Here is a 16940-nt window from a genome sequence, read left to right on the forward strand (position 1 = left end):
ATATGACCACCACCACCGCGGCCGCAGTCGTCGAGTCGGCCGGCGCGGGCTTCTCCTTCTGCGAGGTCGAACTCGCCGACCCCCGGCCGGACGAGGTCCTGGTCCGCGTCGTCGCGGCCGGCGTCTGCCACACCGACCTGGGCGTCGCGGCCGGCGCGCTGCCCTTCCCGCTGCCCGGAGTCCTCGGCCACGAGGGCGCCGGCGTCGTCGAGGCGGTCGGCTCGGCCGTCACCCGGGTCCGGCCCGGCGACCAGGTGCTGCTGTCCTTCACCTCCTGCGGCGGCTGCGCCAACTGCCGTGACGGCCACCCCGCCTACTGCGCGACCTGGCTGCCGCTCAACCTCCTGGGCGGTACGCGGGCGGACGGTTCCGCCACGGTCAGCCGGGGCGGTGAGGGCATCGGCGGCCACTTCTTCGGGCAGTCCTCGTTCGCCCGGCACGCCCTGGTGGACGAACGCAGCCTGGTCAAGGTGCCCGCCGACGCGCCGCTGGAACTGCTCGCCCCGCTCGGCTGCGGTGTCCAGACCGGCGTCGGCGCCGTGTGGAACGTGCTGCGGCCGCGCCCCGGGGACACCGTCGTGGTCACCGGGGCCGGAGCGGTCGGGCTGTCCGCCGTCATGGCCGCCCGCCTCACCCCCGCCACCCGTATCGTCGCCGTGGACCGCGTGCCGGAACGGCTCGCCCTGGCCCGCGAACTCGGCGCCACCCACACGGTCGACACCTCGGCCGCCCCGGGCGCCGACGGTACCGGCGCCGGTCTGGCCGCAGCCGTCGCCGAACTCACCGGCGGCGCAGGTGCCAACGGCCTCGTGGAGACCACCGGCAACGCCGGCGTCCTGACCGAGGCCATCAGCACCCTGGCCGCGCGCGGTACCGCCGTCATCGTCGGCGCCCCCGCCTTCGGCACCACCGTCCCGCTCGACGTCAACTTCATGCTCCCCGGCCGCACGGTCGTCGGTCTCACCCTCGGCGACAGCGAGACCCAGTCGCTGCTCCCGGTACTGGTCGACCTGGTCACCTCCGGCCGGCTGCCGGTCGACCGCCTCGTCCGGCACTACGCCTTCGAGGAGATCGCGCAGGCCGTCGCCGACATCGTCTCGGGCGACACCATCAAGCCGGTGCTGCGCTTCTGAGCCCGTCCCGGTCAGGACGGGGGAGCGGCGGGCTGCCAGCCCAGGGTGCGGGAGATGCCCCGGGCGGCGACGCGGACCGCGGGCACCAGGGCCTGGGTCTGCGCGCCGTCCACCGGCACGACCACCGAGACGGCGGCGACGACATCACCGCGCGGCCCCCGCACCGGGGCGGCGACGGACAGGGCGTCGTCGGTGATCTGGCGGTCGCTGATCGCGCAGCCGCCGCGCCGGACCTCCGCCAGCATCCGGCGCAGCCGCGCCGGGTCGGTCACCGTGAAGGGGGTGAAGGAGGCCAGGGCCCGACCGCAGACCTCCTCCTGCAGGGCCGCGCTGCCGTGGGCCAGCAGCGCCAGGCCCACCCCGGTGGCGTGCAGCGGCCAGCGGGCACCGACCTGGCTGCGTACGCCGACCGCCGAGCGGCCGGAGATGCGCTCGATGTAGACCACCTCCAGCCCGTCGCGGACGGCGAGGTGGACGTTCTCGTGGGTGGCCTCGTACAGGTCCTCCAGAAAGGGCATCGCGGCCTGTCGGAGGCCGATCCCGCGCGGGGAGAGCGCGGCCAGCTCGTACAGGCGCAGGCCGACGTGGTAGCCGCCCGCGTCGTCGCGTTCCAGGGCGCCCCAGCCGGTGAGGGTGGCCACCAGCCGGTGGGCGGTGGTGAGGGTGAGCCCGGCGCGGTGGCTGATCCCGGTGAGGGTGAGGCAGGGGTGCCGGTGGTCGAAGGCGCCGAGGACGGCGAGCAGCCGCTCCGCGGCGGTGGGGCCGGCCGGCACGGCGGCTCAGCCCCGGTCGGCGGAGTCGGCCACCCGCTCCAGCAGCGCGTGCAGGGTCTCCCGTTCCCGCGGGCCGAGCGGCTCCAGCAGGTCGTCGGTGACGCGGCGGCCCGCCGTGTCGGTCTCGCGCAGTACGTCACGGCCCCGGTCGGTCAGGACGACGACGCGGCTGCGCCGGTCCCCGGGGGACGGGCGGCGTTCGGCCAGACCCAGGCCCTGGAGGTCGTCGACCAGGCTCACGATGGCGCTGGGGTCGTAGCCGAGCCGGGTGCTCAGCTCCCGCTGGAGCGCGCCCCCGACGGTGGCGAGGTACCGCAGCAGCGCGTAGTGCCGCAGTCGCAGGCCGTGCTCCTCCAGGCCCGCGTTGAACAGCCTGCCGGACAGCAGTCCCAGCCGGTAGAGCAGATAACCGGTGTCGGTGTGCAGGCCGCGCATCCAGGGCGCGTCCACCTCGGTGTCAGCGATTTCGTGCTCCAGGGTCAGGTCGGGTCAGGGCGGGTGCCCCCTCCCAGCATGAGGCATGTCGAGGTCTCAAACAACTATTGACGTCAACAATGATTGGTCATAGCTTCTATTTCTGTCAGCTCCCATGAGCCAATCCCCCCGAAGGGACACACCGTCGTGTCGAACGTCCCCATCGACCTCACCGGCAAGGTGGCCGTCGTCACCGGCAGCGGCCGCGGTCTCGGTCTGGCCTACGCCACCGCCCTGGCCCGGGCCGGCGCGGCCGTGGTCGTGAACGACCTGGACGAGGCCCTCGCCGCGCGGGCCGCCGATTCCATCAACGAGGCCGGCGGCAAGGCGGTGGCCGAGGCCGTCGCCGTGGGCACCACCGAGGCCGCCGAGCGCCTGGTCAACCGGGCCGTGGAGGCCTTCGGCCGGCTCGACGTCCTGGTCACCAACGCGGGCATCCTGCGCGACCGGGTGCTGTGGAAGATGACCGACGAGGACTTCGACGCCGTCATCGGCGTCCACCTCAAGGGCACCTTCACGCTGGCCCGCGCCGCCGCCGTACGGCTGCGCGAGCAGGGCGAGGGCGGCAGCCTGATCCTGGTCGGCTCCCCGGCCGGGCAGCGCGGCAACTTCGGCCAGACGAACTACGCGGCGGCCAAGGCCGGCATCGCCGCCATGACCCGCACCTGGTCCATGGAACTGGGCCGGGCCGGCATCACCGTCAACGCGATCGTGCCGGTCGCCGCCACCGCGATGACCGGGACGATCCCCGCCTTCGCCCCGTACATCGAGGCCAACCGGGCCGGCGAGCCACTGCCGGACTTCCTGCGCAAGGGCGAGGGCTTCGGCACCGCCGAGGACTGCGCCGCGCTCGTGCCGTTCCTGGCCTCCGAGGCGGCCCGGGACGTCACCGGCCAGTGCATCGGCATCGGCGGTGACAAGCTGGCCCTGTGGTCGCACCCGCAGGAGGTCTCGGTGGCGTACGCGGACGGGGGCTGGACCCCGGACACCATCGCCGCCACCTGGCACACCTCGGTCGGCCGCGAGCCGCAGACCGTCGGCATCCCGGCGCCCGAGCTCCCGGAGGCGTGATGACCGCCATCGACGTGGACGCACTGACCGCCATCGACGTCCACACCCACGCGGAGGTGTCCTCCAAGGGCCACTCCTCCCTGGACGACGAGCTGCACGACGCCTCCAGCGCCTACTTCAAGGTCGAGGGCAAGCGCAGGCCGACCCTGGAGGAGACCGCCGCCTACTACCGTGAGCGCGCGATGGCCGCCGTCATCTTCACCGTGGACGCCGAGCACGCCACCGGCACCGCGCCCGTCCCCAACGAGGAGGTCGCCGAGGCGGCCGCCGCCAACGCCGACGTACTCATCCCCTTCGCCTCCATCGACCCCTTCCGGGGCCGCGCCGGGGTGAAGCGGGCCCGCCGGCTGGTCGAGGAGTACGGGGTGAAGGGCTTCAAGTTCCACCCCAGCATCCAGGGCTTCTTCCCCAACGACCGCCTCGCGTACGGGCTGTACGAGGTCATCGAGGAGACCGGCACCGTCGCCCTGTTCCACACCGGCCAGACCGGCATCGGCGCCGGAGTCCCGGGCGGCGGCGGCATCCGGCTGAAGTACAGCAACCCGCTGCATGTCGACGACGTCTCCGCCGACTTCCCCCATATGAAGATCATTCTGGCGCATCCGTCCTTCCCCTGGCAGGACGAGGCGCTGGCGGTGGCCACCCACAAGCCGGGCGTCCACATCGACCTGTCCGGCTGGTCGCCGAAGTACTTCCCGCCGCAGCTGGTGCAGTACGCCAACACGCTGCTCAAGGACAAGGTCCTGTTCGGCTCCGACTTCCCCGTCCTCACCCCCGACCGGTGGCTCGCCGACTTCGCGAAGCTGCCGATCAAGGACGAGGTCCGGCCGAAGATCCTCAAGGAGAACGCCGCCCGCCTGCTCGGGCTCACGAAGGTCTAGGGGACCGCCCATGCGCAACGAGGGACTGGGATCGTGGCCCGCCCGCCGGGCCCGCAAGACCCCCCACCGCACGGCACTGGTCCACCAGGGCGGGGCCGTCGGCTACGCCGAGCTGCACCGCCGCGTCAGCCGGCTCGCGCACGCCCTGCGCTCCGCCGGGATCCGCCGTGGCGACCGGGTCGCCTATCTCGGCCCCAACCACCCGGCGTATCTGGAGACGCTCTTCGCGGCCGGCGTCCTGGGCGCGGTCTTCGTACCGCTCAACACCCGGCTCACGGCCCCCGAGATCGGCTACCAGCTCAAGGACTCCGGTGCCAAGGCGCTGATCCGCGCCGCCTCGCACGACGCGCTGATGGACGAACTGCGCGGCACGACCGACGTACGGGTGCATGTCACCGTCGGCCCGGAGTACGAGAACCTGCTGGCCGCGGCCCCGGACGAGCCGATCGACGAACCGGTCTCGCTCGACGACGTCTGCATCATCATGTACACCTCCGGGACCACCGGCCGCCCCAAGGGCGCGATGCTCACCCACGGCAACCTCACCTGGAACGCCTTCAACGTGCTGGTCGACCAGGACGTGATCGCCGACGAGGTCGCCCTGGTGTCGGCGCCGCTGTTCCACACCGCCGGGCTCAACATGATGACCCTGCCGGTGCTGCTCAAGGGCGGCACCTGCGTGGTCGTCGAGGCCTTCGACGCGGCCGGCTCCTTCGACCTCATCGCCCGGCACCGGATCACCTTCATGTTCGGGGTGCCGGCGATGTTCGACCAGATGGCCCGGCAGCCCGGCTGGGCCGACGCCGACCTGTCGTCGCTGCGCATGCTGTCCTGCGGCGGCTCCCCGGTACCGGCCCCGCTGATAGAGGCCTACCAGGCCCGGGGCCTGACCTTCCTGCAGGGCTACGGCATGACCGAGGCCTCGCCGGGCGTGCTCTTCCTGGACGCCGGGCACGCGGTCAGCAAGGCCGGTTCGGCCGGAGTGCCGCACTTCTTCAGTGACGTACGCGTCGTCCGCCCCGACCTGACCGCGGTCGGCACCGGCGAGCCCGGCGAGATCCTGGTCCGGGGCCCGCACGTCATGCCGGGCTACTGGGGACTGCCGGACGAGACGGCGGCGGTGCTGGCCGACGGCTGGTTCCGGACCGGCGACGCGGCCCGGATCGACGAGGACGGCTATGTCACCATCGTCGACCGGCTCAAGGACATGATCATCTCGGGCGGCGAGAACGTCTACCCCGCCGAGGTCGAGGAGGTCCTGCTCGCCCACCCCGACATCGTCGAGGCCGCCGTCATCGGTGTCCCGGACGACAGATGGGGCGAGGTCGGCCGCGCGGTCGTCGTCCCCCGCGAGGGCGCCGCCATCGACCCGGACGAGGTGCTGGCCTCGCTGGCCGGGCGGCTCGCCAAGTACAAGATCCCCAAGTCCGTCGTGGTGGTCGACGCGCTGCCCAGGACCGCCTCGGGCAAGCTCCTCAAGGCCCGGGTGCGCTCGCTGCACGGCGCTTCCTGACGCCCGGCCGACGACGCACCTCCTCACCTCACCGAAGCCGGCCATCACATCACCTGGAGAAGAGCGATGAGCATCACCGTCAACGGCCTGGACGAGCTGAAGAAGCTGGCCGGCAGCGACCTGGGCACCAGCGACTGGATCGACGTCACCCAGGAACGCATCGACACCTTCGCCGACGCCACCGGCGACCACCAGTGGATCCACACCGACGTCGAGAAGGCCAAGGAGGGCCCCTTCGGCGCGCCCATCGCCCATGGATATCTGACGCTGTCCCTGTTCATCCCGCTGTTCACCGGACTGCTCGACGTCGAGGGCGTCACCACCAAGGTCAACTACGGCCTGAACAAAGTACGGTTCCCCTCCCCGGTCAGGGCCGGCTCCCGGATCCGGCTGACCGCCCGGCTCGCCGAGGTCGAGGAGATCCCCGGCGGCGTGCAGATCACCGTGGACGGTGCCATCGAGATCGAGGGCGGCGCCAAGCCCGCCGCCGTACTGCAGAGCGTGTCGCGCTTCTACGCGTAGGCGCCCGGGCGGTGCGGGGCGTCGGGGGCCCACGCGGGGCACCGGGCACGGCGGGCGGGTGCGGTAGCGTGTCACAAACGTACCGGTTCGTACATTACGTGGATGTGAATGATGCCGAACTCCACTGCCGTGCTCGTCCTCAACGGCCCCAACCTCAACCTGCTGGGACAGCGGCAGCCCGAGATCTACGGCTCCGACACGCTCGCCGACGTCGAGAAGCTCGCCGCCGGCACCGCCGCGCGCCACGGCTTCACCGCCGACTGCCGGCAGAGCAACCACGAGGGCACCCTCATCGACTGGATCCACGAGGCACGGCTCGGCCACGCCGCCGTCGTCATCAACCCCGGTGCCTACAGCCACACTTCCGTCGCCCTGCGGGACGCTGTCGCCGCGTGCGACGGACTGGCCGTCGTGGAGGTCCACATCTCCAACATCCACCGGCGCGAGGAGTTCCGGCACCACTCCTACGTCTCCGGGGTCGCCGACGCCGTCATCGCCGGCTGCGGCGTCCAGGGCTACGGCTTCGCCGTCGACCGCGCCTGCACCCTCGTCCGGGAACGCCGGGAACGCCGGGCCGCCGGTCTCGCCGGTTGACCCTTCCCCAGGGGCAGACCCCACCGTGGAGCCGTGCGCGTGAGTGAACGAGAGCGGGCGGACCCGCTGCTGGGCATCGGGGTCTTCGCGCGGCGGTCACGGCTGTCGCTGAAGGCCCTGCGGCTGTACGACCGGCTGGGCGTCCTGGCCCCCGCCGACATCGATCCGGTCAGCGGCTACCGCCGTTACCGCGAGAGCCAGTTGGCCACCGCGCGGCTCGTCGCGACCCTGCGGGGTCTCGACATGCCGCTGGCCGTGGTCGCCCGGGTCGTCACGGCCCCGGCGGAACACGGGGCCACGCTGGTCGAGGAGTACTGGTCGTCCGTGGAGCGCCGCGTCGCGGCGCAACGGGAGCTCGCCGCGCACCTGAAGGTCACGTTGTCAGGTGGAAAGGGGAGTTACGGGATGTACGCGATCAGGGAACGCGAGGTGCCCGAGCAGCTGGTGCTCACCGAGCAACGGCTCATCGGCCCGCAGGAGTTGCCCGGCTGGATCGGCGCGGCCCTGGACCGGCTGGTCAGGGCCGCCCAGGAGTACGGGGGAGTGGTGGGGCCGCCCTTCGTGATCTACCACGGCGAGGTCGGCGAGGACAGCGACGGCCCGGCCGAGGCCTGTGTGCCCGTCGCGTCCGGGCAGGACATCACGGCGGTCGCCGCCCGCGTCGAGCCCGCCCACCGGGAGATGTACGCCCGGCTGGTGAAGGACCAGGTCCAGTACCCGAGGATCGCGATCGCCTTCGACGCCGTCGCCCACGCCGTCGCCGAGCGCGGTCTCACCGCCGGCTCGGCCTGCCGCGAGGTCTACTTCGCCGACTGGGACGCCGCCGGCCCCGACGACGAGGTCTGTGACGTCGCCTACCCGGTCGCGGACTGAGCCGCCATGACCCTGCCCTGCACCGGCTCCGGCCCGTACTGCCTCACCAACTCCCCGGTCATGACGCTGGGCGGACACGCCCCGCCGGCCGGGGGAGGGCCCCACTCAGCGAGTCGGCCACCCGGGTCACCCGGCTGCTTCGGCTGACCGTCGGGCTGCCCTGGTGCGGTGACGGCGTACGTTCGCCGGGTGGCGCGGCCCGTCGGTTGCGCAACCCGGCGAACCGTTCCGGCCACCGCCCTGGGCGGGCGGCCCCGTCACACCCGGTTGGTCCCGAAGGACGGGAGGTCGTGCGAGAGCAGCGTCTGGAGGTCCGCCATCCCCGGGTTGTCCATCGTGGCCAGCCGGCGGGCCTGGCGGGTCGCCAGCTGCTCGACCGTCTGTCGGGCCAGCCTGGCGTTGCCGAACGAGCGGCCTCTCGGCAGCGATTCGAAGAACTCCAGGAGCGCCTGAGACACGTCCGGGGCGCAGGTGAACCCGGAGGCGGCGGCGTGCTGCTGGACGATGGTCACCAGTTCCTCGGAGCTGTAGTCGTCGAACTGCACCCGCCGCGAGAACCGGGACGCCAGGCCCGGGTTGGAGGCCATGAAGCGCTCCATCTCCTCGTCGTAGCCGGCGACGATCACCACGACCTCGTCGCGGTGGTCCTCCATCAGCTTGAGGAGGGTGTCGACGGCCTCGCGGCCGAAGTCGGAGGGCGCCCCGACGGGCGTGAGCGTGTACGCCTCGTCGATGAACAGCACACCGCCGAGGGCCTTCTCGAACACCTCAAGGGTGAGCTGGGCGGTGTGCCCGACGTACCGGCCGACCAGGTCGGCCCGGGACACCTCGATCAGCTGGCCGCGCGGCAGCACGCCGAGGGAGCGCAGCAGCTTCCCGTACAGCCGTGCCACGGTGGTCTTGCCGGTGCCGGGCGGGCCCGCGAAGACGAGGTGCTGGTTGATCCGGGAGGCGGGCAGCCCGGCCGCCTGGCGCTGCTGGGAGGCCGACAGCAGGTTGATCATGTCGGTGACCTCGTCCTTGACGCGGTCCAGGCCCACCATCGCGTTCAGCTCGTCCAGCGGCGAGGCCGACACGACGCCCGTGGCGGCGGCGACGGCGGCGGCCGCCGCCACATCGCCGACGTCCTCCGGCAGCAGCACTGTCAGGTCGTGCTCCCCGGCCTCCAGCAGGCCCGCCAGCCGGAACGCCTGACGGTCGACCATCTCCTCGAAGACCTGCCGAGCCACGCGGCCGTTGCCGAAGCCGGCGCCCCGCGGCATCTCTCCGAAGTGCAGCGCGAGCGCGTCCTTGGTGTCCGGGGACAGCTCGTAGCGGTGCCGCTCGCACATGCTCTCCACGATGGTCACCAGCTCGTCCACCGTGTAGTTCACGAACTCCACGGTGCGGGTGAACCGCGAGGCGAGTCCCGGGTTGGTGGCCAGGAACGACTCCATCTCCTTGGAGTAGCCGGCGGCTATCACCACCACGTCGTCGCGGTGGTCCTCCATCAGCTTCACGAGCGTGTCGATCGCCTCGCGGCCGAAGTCGACGCCGGAACCCTTGCTGTCGGAGACCAGCGTGTACGCCTCGTCGATGAACAGCACCCCGCCCAGCGCCCGGTTGAACGTCTCCGTGGTCTTGATGGCCGTGCCGCCGATGACCTGCGCCACCAGGTCGGCCCGGGAGACCTCCACGAGATGGCCGGAGCGCAGCGCGCCGAGCGAGGCCAGAATGGAGCCGTAGAGCCGGGCGACGGTGGTCTTGCCGGTGCCCGGGGCACCCGCGAAGATCAGGTGACGGCTCATCGGCGGGGCCGGCATGCCGAGGCTGGCCCGGCGCTGCGCCAGGCGGGCCAGGTTGATCAAGCCCTTGACCTGGTGCTTGACGGCGTTCAGGCCGACCAGCGCCTCCAGTTCACCGACCGGGCCGTCCGGTTCCCCGCGCTGCGTGCGGGCTGTGCCGCCCTCGCGGTCGGGCTTGGACAGCAGGTCGTCGAGCAGTCCGGGCGTCGCGGGCTCGGCCTGCGGCGCCCCTTCCCAGGCGTCCCGCGCGCCGTTGCCCACGCTGGACAGGTTGTCCACGGCGAGCCGGCCGTTGTCGGGCACGGTCTGCCGCAGCCCGGCTCCCCGGTTGTCGCTGACCGTGCAGTCCTTCACCGACACCTGCTCGGCGCTGTCGATCCGGATGCCGTCCGCCTGTCCGCTGGAGACCGTGCAGCCGTTGAGTGCGGCCCGAGCCCCGGCGGCGAGCAGCACGCCGTGGGCCCGGGCGCCGGTGATCCGGTTGCGGACGGCGGAGATCTCGCCGCCGTCCTCGACCCGGATGCCCTCGGCGCCGCACGAGTCGATCCCGGTGTCCCGGATGTCGGCGAGGCCACCTGCCTCGACGGTCACACCGGGGCCCGTGGCGGAGGTCAGGGCGCTGTTGCCGACATGCGGGCGGCCGTCGTCGCCGACCCGCAGGGCCGCGCCGCCGGACCTGTCGATCTCGCAGTCCTCCAGCCGCCCGCGCCCGCCCTGGACGACCTCCACGCCGTGGCCCTTGGACGAGGTCACGTGGGCCCGCCGGATCAGCGGATTGGCCCCGGAGCGTATGGAGATGCCGACCCCGGCGGCCTCCAGCACCTCCAGCCGGTCGAACTCCGCGGCGGACTCGCCGGTGAGCAGCACGGCGGTCGCGGCCGAGCAGTCGCGCACCACCGTGCGTACGAGCACGGGCGCGGCGCTGTCCACGGCGAGGAGGGCGGGCCCGGCGCACGAGGAGAACTCGCAGTCCTCGTACGTGCCCCTGGCCTTGCCGGTGACGGCCAGTCCGCTGCCCTTGGTACGCGCCACCCGGCAGCGCCGCAGCACCGGCTCGGCGCCGGCCGAGACCAGGATGCCGTGCTCGGAGACCGCGAGGATCTCCAGATCCGTCAGTTCCGGGCGCGAGGTGCTGGTCACCAGGACGCCGGTCACCAGGTCGTGCAGTGTGGTGCGCAGCACCTGCGTGGTGCAGTTCTGCTCCAGCGCGACGCCCGGCTTGTCGGTGGCGGAGATGTCGCAGTCCTCGACCGACCCGCGCGCCTGCCCGTTGGCCAGTACGCCGTTGCCGCGCGCGTCGCGCAGGGTGCAGCCGCGTACGGTCGTACGGGCCCGCTCGCCGAGGACCACCGCCGAACTGCCCAGGTGCTCGATCACGCAGTCCTCGACGACGCTGTGCTCGGGCGAGGTGTCGACGATCCCGGCGCCGGCCGGGTTGGTGATCCGGCAGTTGCGCATCGCCAGCGAGCCGCCGTTGCGGCTCAGCACCGCCGTCCAGCCGGTGCCGACGATCTCGCAGCCGTCCAGGGCGGCCTGGCCCCGGAAGGCGTCCAGCACGGGGACGTCGTCGTCCTCCGGGCCGCGCAGCACGAGGTCGGTGAGCATGACCGCGTCGGCCTGCAGGGTGATGGCGGAGCCGCGCGCGGGACAGATCTCCACGCTGCCGCGGGCGCCCTCGGCGACGATGGTCACCCGGGTGGCGACCCGCAGGTTCTCCTCGTAACGTCCTGCTGTGACATTGATCACTGCTCCGGTCCGTGCGACGGCCAAGGCGTCACCGATCGTCCGGAAACCGTCCGGCCGATCGGGACCGACCGTGAGCAACTGGCGTGCCACGTTCGAACTCTCCTCCTCGTGTGGGCGCTCTGGTTGGTCTCGGCGGTCTCGGCGGAGCGGTGTTCATCATGCCTGATACCTGCGAATCACCAGTCGCGTATGCCGGGGTCCTATCATGCGCCACATGCGACTTCCTCGGCGTCAATCCCCCCGTCCGGCTGTCGCGTTGGGCATCTCGACCGCGCTGATCGCCCTGTCGGCGCCGGTGGCCGCCGCCGGTGTGAGCCTGCCGACGATGCCGCCGGTCCTCGGCTCCAAGGACCCCTGCACGGTGGCCTCGACGCAGACGGCGGCGGCCGAGTCGTGGGCGCAGCAGAGCCTTTCACTGTCCCGTGCCCGGCGATTGTCCCAGGGCGCCGGGGTGACCGTCGCGGTGGTCGACACCGGTGTCGCCACCGGTACCCCGGCGCTGTCCGGCCGCGTCACGGCGGTGGGCGGCGCGGACCAGGACTGCGTGGGGCACGGCAGCTTCGTCGCCGGGCTCGTCGCGGCCGCGCCCAGTAAGGCGAGCGCCTTCGAGGGCGTCGCCCCGCAGGCGCGGATCCTCGCAGTCCGTGGCACGGACGAACGGGGCACCGCGACCGCGGCCCTCGTGGCGGACGGTATCCGGACGGCGGTGGACCACGACGCGGACGTGATCGAGGTCTCCGCCGCGCTGACCACGGGGGAGGCCCGACTGACCGCCGCCGTACGGTACGCGACGCAGCACGACGCGCTGGTCGTCGCCCCGGCCGCGCCGGACGTCAGCGCCTCGTCCTCGGCAAGCACGGCGAGCCCGGCCCCCGCGCGGTACTGGCCCGCCGCCGCGCCCGGCGCGCTGTCCGTCGTCGGCGTCTCGCCGGACGGCACCCGCCTGGGCACCGCGGCCGGCGTCACCGGGGCGCAACTGGCCGCGCCCGGCGGGGCGGTGGTCAGCATCGGCGCGCGCGGGTCGGGGCACTACATCAGTGCCGGTTCCTCGCTGGCCGCCGCGTTCACCGCGGGCGCGGCCGCGCTGGTCCGGGCCTACCACCCAGGCCTGACCGCAGCCCAGGTCGCCGTTCGCCTCACGGCCTCCGCCGCCCCCGCCGAACCCGCGCCCCGCCTCGACCCCTACGGCGCGGTGTCCCTCGTCCCCGCCTCGGCCGCCCCTGCCGCCCGCCCCGCCGCCGTCCCGGTCCACATCGCCCTGCCGTCCTCCACGCCCCGCCGCCGCGCCCTGCTCGTCGCGGGCGGCGCCACGCTCCTCGTCCTCCTCGTCGCCGGCGCGGCCGTCGTCATCCCCCTCGGCCGCGCCCGTGGCTGGCGTCCGTCGGGGTAATTCCCCCACTCCGGCCCTTCCCGGAATCAGGGGCTCCGCCCCTGGACCCCGGTCCGCCTGAGGGCACGCCCGCAGGGCGTTCGGGGGCCCGGGGGCGTTCGGGGGCCGGGGGGGGGAATCACTCCTCGGCGACCTGCGCCGTCTGCACGAGCACCACCTTGCGGCGAGCAATCCGCATGGCCCGCCCCTTCGGCAGGACGCGCGGCTTGACGTTGCCGAAGAAGTAACCCTCCGTGGGCGGGCAGGACAGCAGCAGGCCGGGCGAGTTGACCTCGGTCATCCGGCGCAGCAGCGCCTCGTTGAGCCCGCGTCCCGCGCCGGAGGCGGAGCGGGCCACGACCATGTGGAGGCCGACCTCGTAACCGAGCGGAAGGTGGTCCAGCAGCGGCAGGAAGGGGTTGTTGCCGGGGCCGGCGCCGACCATGTCGTAGTCGTCGACGAGGACGAACAGCCTCGGACCCTCCCACCAGTCGCACTGGCGCATGCGGGCCGGGGAGATGTCCGCCCCCGGTACGCGGAGCTTGATGGCGCGGGCGGCGCCGGAGACCAGTTCCTTGAGGGCGTCGATGGAGACGGCGTGGCCGAGGCGGTACTCCGGCGGGACCGCGTCGACCAGATCGCGGCGGTAGTCGACGAGCAGGATGCGGGCCTCGGCGGGGGTGTACCGCTCGGTGATGGCCCTGGCCACCAGCCGTAGCAGGTTGGTCTTGCCGCTCTCGGTGTCGCCGACGATGAGCAGGTGCGGGTTCTCGGTGAAGTCGTGCCAGGCGGGGGTGAGTTTCTCCTCCTCGACGCCGAGCGCGACGCGCAGGCCGGCCGCCGCGCTCGGCGAGGCCTCCGGGGCGGGCAGGTCGGAGGCCGACAGCATCGCGGGCAGCAGCCGCACCACGGGGGCCGCGTCGCCCGCCCAGTACTCCTTGATGTCGGAGATCAGGCTCGCCGCGCCGTCGGCGAGGTCCGCCGCGCTGTTGACGCTGTCGATGCGGGGCAGGGCGGCGATGTAGTGCAGTTTGCCGTCGGTGGTGAGCCCGCGGCCGGGGAGGCGGGGCACGGTGCCCGCCTTGCGGATGTCGACCATGGACTCCATGGCGTCGCCCATCCGCAGCTCGATCCGGGTGCCGGACTGGTCGCGTACGGCGGCGGCCAGCTCCACCCAGCGGGCGGTGGTGACGATGAGGTGGATGCCGTAGTTGAGGCCCCGCGACGCGATCCTGGTGAGGACGGGTATCAGGTCCTGGTGGTCCGCGCGGACGGTGGACCAGCCGTCGACGACCATGAAGACGTCGCCGAGCGGCTGGTCCGGGAAGTCCCCGGCGGCGCGGCGGCGCCGGTACTCCACCATGGAGTCCAGGCCGTTCATCAGGAAGAGCCGCTCGCGCTCGTCCAGAATCGCGGTGACCTCGGCGATCGTCCGGCCGATCCGCTCCTCGTCCACCCGGGCCGCGACCGAGCCGACGTGCGGCAGCCCGGCGAGGGAGCCGAGGCTGCCGCCGCCGAAGTCGAGGCAGTAGAACTGCACTTCGCGCGGGGTGTGGGTGAGGGCGAGCGCACAGATCAGGGTACGGACCAGGGTGCTCTTGCCGCTCTGCGGGCCGCCCGCGATGGTGACGTGGCCGCCGGAGCCGGACAGGTCCACCGACAGCAGGTCGCGTACCTGCTCGAACGGCCGGTCCACGATGCCGATCGGCACCGCGAGCCTGCCCCGGCCGGGCCAGCCGGTGGTGGTCAGACCGTGCTCGGGGTGGTGGTCCAACGGGGGCAGGATCTGGTCGAGGGTGGGCGGGGTGTCGAGCGGCGGCAGCCACACCTGGTGAGCCGGCGGGCCGGAGTCCGCCAGCCGCTCCAGAGCGGTGGAAAGCAGCGTCGGCGAGCCGGGGCCGTCCGGCTCGTCCGGCACCTGCGGCTGCTCGAACTCGTCCGGCAGCCGGCGCGGGACCACCCAGTCCGCCGTCCAGGGCACGATCTGGCTGGCCGCCCGCGCCTGGGCGACCGCTCCGCGCCGCTGGGCGTACGGGCCCGACACGTAGGCGGCCCGGAACCGGGTCAGTTCGCCGACGCCGTCCTTGAGGAAGCCGCTGCCCGGCTGAGGCGGCAGCTGGTAGGCGTCCGGCACGCCGAGCACGCCCCGGCTCTCCATCGCGGAGAAGGTGCGCAGACCGATCCGGTACGACAGATGGCTCTCCAGCTGGTGCATCCGGCCCTCGTCCAGGCGCTGCGAGGCGAGCAGCAGATGCACGCCCAGCGAGCGGCCGAGGCGGCCGATCATCACGAACAGCTCCATGAACTCCCGGTGCGCGGCAAGCAGTTCGCTGAACTCGTCGACGACGACGAACAGGCTCGGCAACGGGCTCAGCGGCGTCCCGGCGGCGCGGGCCCGCTCGTACTCCAGCGCCGAGGTGTAGTTGCCGGCGGAGCGCAGCAGCTCCTGGCGGCGCATCAGCTCGCCGTGCAGCGCGTCCTGCATCCGGGAGACCAGGGCGACCTCGTCGGCGAGGTTGGTGATCACCGCGGAGGTGTGGGGCAGGCTGTCAAGGCCGAGGAAGGTCGCCCCGCCCTTGAAGTCGACCAGGACGAAGTTGAGCGTCTCGGACGAATGGGTGAGCGCCAGCGCCAGCACCAGTGTGCGCAGCGTCTCGCTCTTGCCGGAGCCGGTGGCGCCGATCAGCATGCCGTGCGGGCCCATGCCGCCCTGCGCGGACTCCTTGATGTCCAGCACGACGGGCTGCCCGTCGGCGCCCACCGCGATCGGCACCCGCAGCCGGTCGGCGGCGCCGCGCCGCTCCCACAGCTCCTTCGGGTCGAGCCGGTGCAGGTCGGGGATACCCAGCAGCGAGGTCAGCTCGATGTCGGCGAACGGCAGCTCGGCCGCGTCCCCGCCGAGCCCCATCCGGAACGGGGCCAGCAGCTTGGCCAGCGCCAGCGCGCCCGCCGGGCCGAGCCGGTCGGGCCGGCCCAGCGGCGTGGCCTGCTCCTGGCGGTTGCGGTCGGTACGGACCAGGCTGACCGGGCCGGTGCCCTCGTCGAGGTCCAGCCGCAGGGTGGTCCGCCCCGGCCGCCAGGTCAGCTCGCCGGACAGGTCGAGCACGGTGGCGTTGCGGAACCCCGACCCGTCGAACCGGTGCCCCTCGGGCACGTCGCCGCGGTCCACCACGATCACGGTGAAGGGTTCCTCCCGGCCCGGCGTGGCGTCCGGGTCGAACGGGGGCCGCTCGGCGAACTCGGCGCCGAGCAGGTCCTCAAGGGCGTTCGTCGAGGAGACGACGAGCCGGGCCGGGCCCGCGCCGTCGTACTCCTGGGAGTGCAGGGTGTGCGGCAGCCATTTCGCCCACTCCCAGTCGGCGCGCCGCTCGTCGGACACGCAGAACGCGATCCACAGGTCGTCGGGGGAGTGGAACACCGCGAGCTGCGCGATCATGGCCCGTACCGTCGCCCGGATCCGCTCCTCGTCGCCCCGGAACAGTACCCGCGACCAGGCCCGCAGCGACAGGGCGATCGGCTGGTCCGGCACAGTGGTGTAGGCGCGGATGAAGCTGCGCAGCGCGTGCGCGCACAGCGGCTCCAGGTCCTCCACCGGCTTGGTCGACAGCGGCGCGAGCCGCAGACCGAGCCGCTGCCCGCCCACCGCGACCCGGACCTCCGCGAAGTCGTCGTGCGAGGGGCGGCGTTCCCACAGCCGGGTGGAGCCCACCATCGACGACAGTGCGCCGGGCTCGGGATGCCGCCACGCCAGCGCGACCTGCTGCTGGACGAACGCGCCCCGCACCTGCGTCCGGGTCTGCCGCAGATAGCGCAGATAGTCGCGGCGCTCGCCCTTGAGCCGGCCCTTGCGTTCGCCGGACTTGCGCATCACCTGGCCCACCATCATGGCGCCCGACGCCGTCAGCATCATGGCGAGCGCGGTGTAGCCCAGCGCCGAACTGCTGTTGCCCATCCGGACGAAGAGCAGCATCATCGACGCCGACATCATGCCCATCGGCAGGTAGTTCCAGATGGCCGAGTTGTCGGGCACGACCTCCGGCAGAGTGGGCGGCTCCTGCAGGCTCAACTCGCCCTGGGGCATGTCAGGGGCGCGGCGACGGGCCGGACGGCGGAAGAGGACCACACTCAACGTACGGACTCCTTGGAGACGAGGGACCCGAGGGCCTGCGATCCGTGGGGGGCCTACGGCCTTGTAGGGTACGGCTGT

Annotated in this window: 12 protein-coding genes; 8 read left to right on the plus strand and 4 right to left on the minus strand. The window is 72.8% G+C overall.

Annotated features, from left to right (window positions below; all coding sequences use genetic code 11):
- Positions 1 to 2: 2 nt before the first annotated feature.
- Positions 3 to 1133, plus strand: coding sequence for an NAD(P)-dependent alcohol dehydrogenase (locus RWE79_RS35530; RefSeq protein WP_475944296.1), 1131 nt, complete (start codon positions 3 to 5; stop codon positions 1131 to 1133).
- Between the two features lie 11 nt (positions 1134 to 1144).
- On the opposite strand, the gene RWE79_RS35535 is transcribed toward RWE79_RS35530, so the two are convergent.
- Positions 1145 to 1906 (minus strand): IclR family transcriptional regulator, encoded by a 762-nt coding sequence (locus tag RWE79_RS35535; RefSeq protein ID WP_475944297.1) that lies wholly within the window; start codon positions 1904 to 1906, stop codon positions 1145 to 1147.
- Positions 1907 to 1912: 6 nt separating this feature from the next.
- Positions 1913 to 2341, minus strand: coding sequence for a MarR family winged helix-turn-helix transcriptional regulator (locus RWE79_RS35540; protein WP_475944298.1), 429 nt, complete (start codon positions 2339 to 2341; stop codon positions 1913 to 1915).
- A gap of 186 nt (positions 2342 to 2527) precedes the next feature.
- Between RWE79_RS35540 and RWE79_RS35545 the strand changes: the two genes are divergently transcribed.
- The 6 genes from RWE79_RS35545 (at position 2528) to RWE79_RS35570 (ending at position 7834) form a co-directional block, all read left to right on the plus strand.
- Entirely contained in the window at positions 2528 to 3451 is a 924-nt protein-coding gene (locus RWE79_RS35545) for an SDR family NAD(P)-dependent oxidoreductase (protein ID WP_475944300.1), read from the plus strand.
- Positions 3451 to 4332, plus strand: a complete 882-nt coding sequence (locus RWE79_RS35550) for an amidohydrolase family protein (protein WP_475944302.1) — start codon at positions 3451 to 3453, stop codon at positions 4330 to 4332. The genes RWE79_RS35545 and RWE79_RS35550 overlap by 1 nt, the downstream gene beginning before the upstream one ends.
- 10 nt (positions 4333 to 4342) lie before the next feature.
- Complete coding sequence (menE, locus tag RWE79_RS35555) at positions 4343 to 5845, plus strand: o-succinylbenzoate--CoA ligase (protein WP_475944304.1); 1503 nt, start codon at positions 4343 to 4345, stop codon at positions 5843 to 5845.
- Positions 5846 to 5911: 66 nt separating this feature from the next.
- Positions 5912 to 6367 carry a MaoC family dehydratase gene (locus tag RWE79_RS35560; protein ID WP_475944306.1) on the plus strand — a complete coding sequence of 152 codons (456 nt, stop codon included), beginning with the start codon at positions 5912 to 5914 and terminating at the stop codon, positions 6365 to 6367.
- A 111-nt stretch (positions 6368 to 6478) separates the two neighbouring features.
- Positions 6479 to 6961 carry a type II 3-dehydroquinate dehydratase gene (aroQ, locus tag RWE79_RS35565; RefSeq protein WP_475944308.1) on the plus strand — a complete coding sequence of 161 codons (483 nt, stop codon included), beginning with the start codon at positions 6479 to 6481 and terminating at the stop codon, positions 6959 to 6961.
- A 39-nt stretch (positions 6962 to 7000) separates the two neighbouring features.
- Complete coding sequence (locus tag RWE79_RS35570; protein WP_475944310.1) at positions 7001 to 7834, plus strand: MerR family transcriptional regulator; 834 nt, start codon at positions 7001 to 7003, stop codon at positions 7832 to 7834.
- Positions 7835 to 8091: 257 nt separating this feature from the next.
- Here the strand turns inward: RWE79_RS35570 and RWE79_RS35575 are convergent, their stop codons facing one another.
- Entirely contained in the window at positions 8092 to 11454 is a 3363-nt protein-coding gene (locus RWE79_RS35575) for a right-handed parallel beta-helix repeat-containing protein (RefSeq protein WP_475944312.1), read from the minus strand.
- A gap of 166 nt (positions 11455 to 11620) precedes the next feature.
- Between RWE79_RS35575 and RWE79_RS35580 the strand changes: the two genes are divergently transcribed.
- Positions 11621 to 12754 (plus strand): S8 family serine peptidase, encoded by a 1134-nt coding sequence (locus RWE79_RS35580; protein ID WP_475944314.1) that lies wholly within the window; start codon positions 11621 to 11623, stop codon positions 12752 to 12754.
- Between the two features lie 118 nt (positions 12755 to 12872).
- Here the strand turns inward: RWE79_RS35580 and eccCa are convergent, their stop codons facing one another.
- A complete protein-coding gene (eccCa, locus tag RWE79_RS35585; RefSeq protein WP_475946307.1) occupies positions 12873 to 16856 on the minus strand; it encodes a type VII secretion protein EccCa in 3984 nt (1327 codons plus the stop codon).
- Positions 16857 to 16940: the final 84 nt, after the last annotated feature.

Source organism: Streptomyces sp. RLA131 (assembly GCF_056270125.1).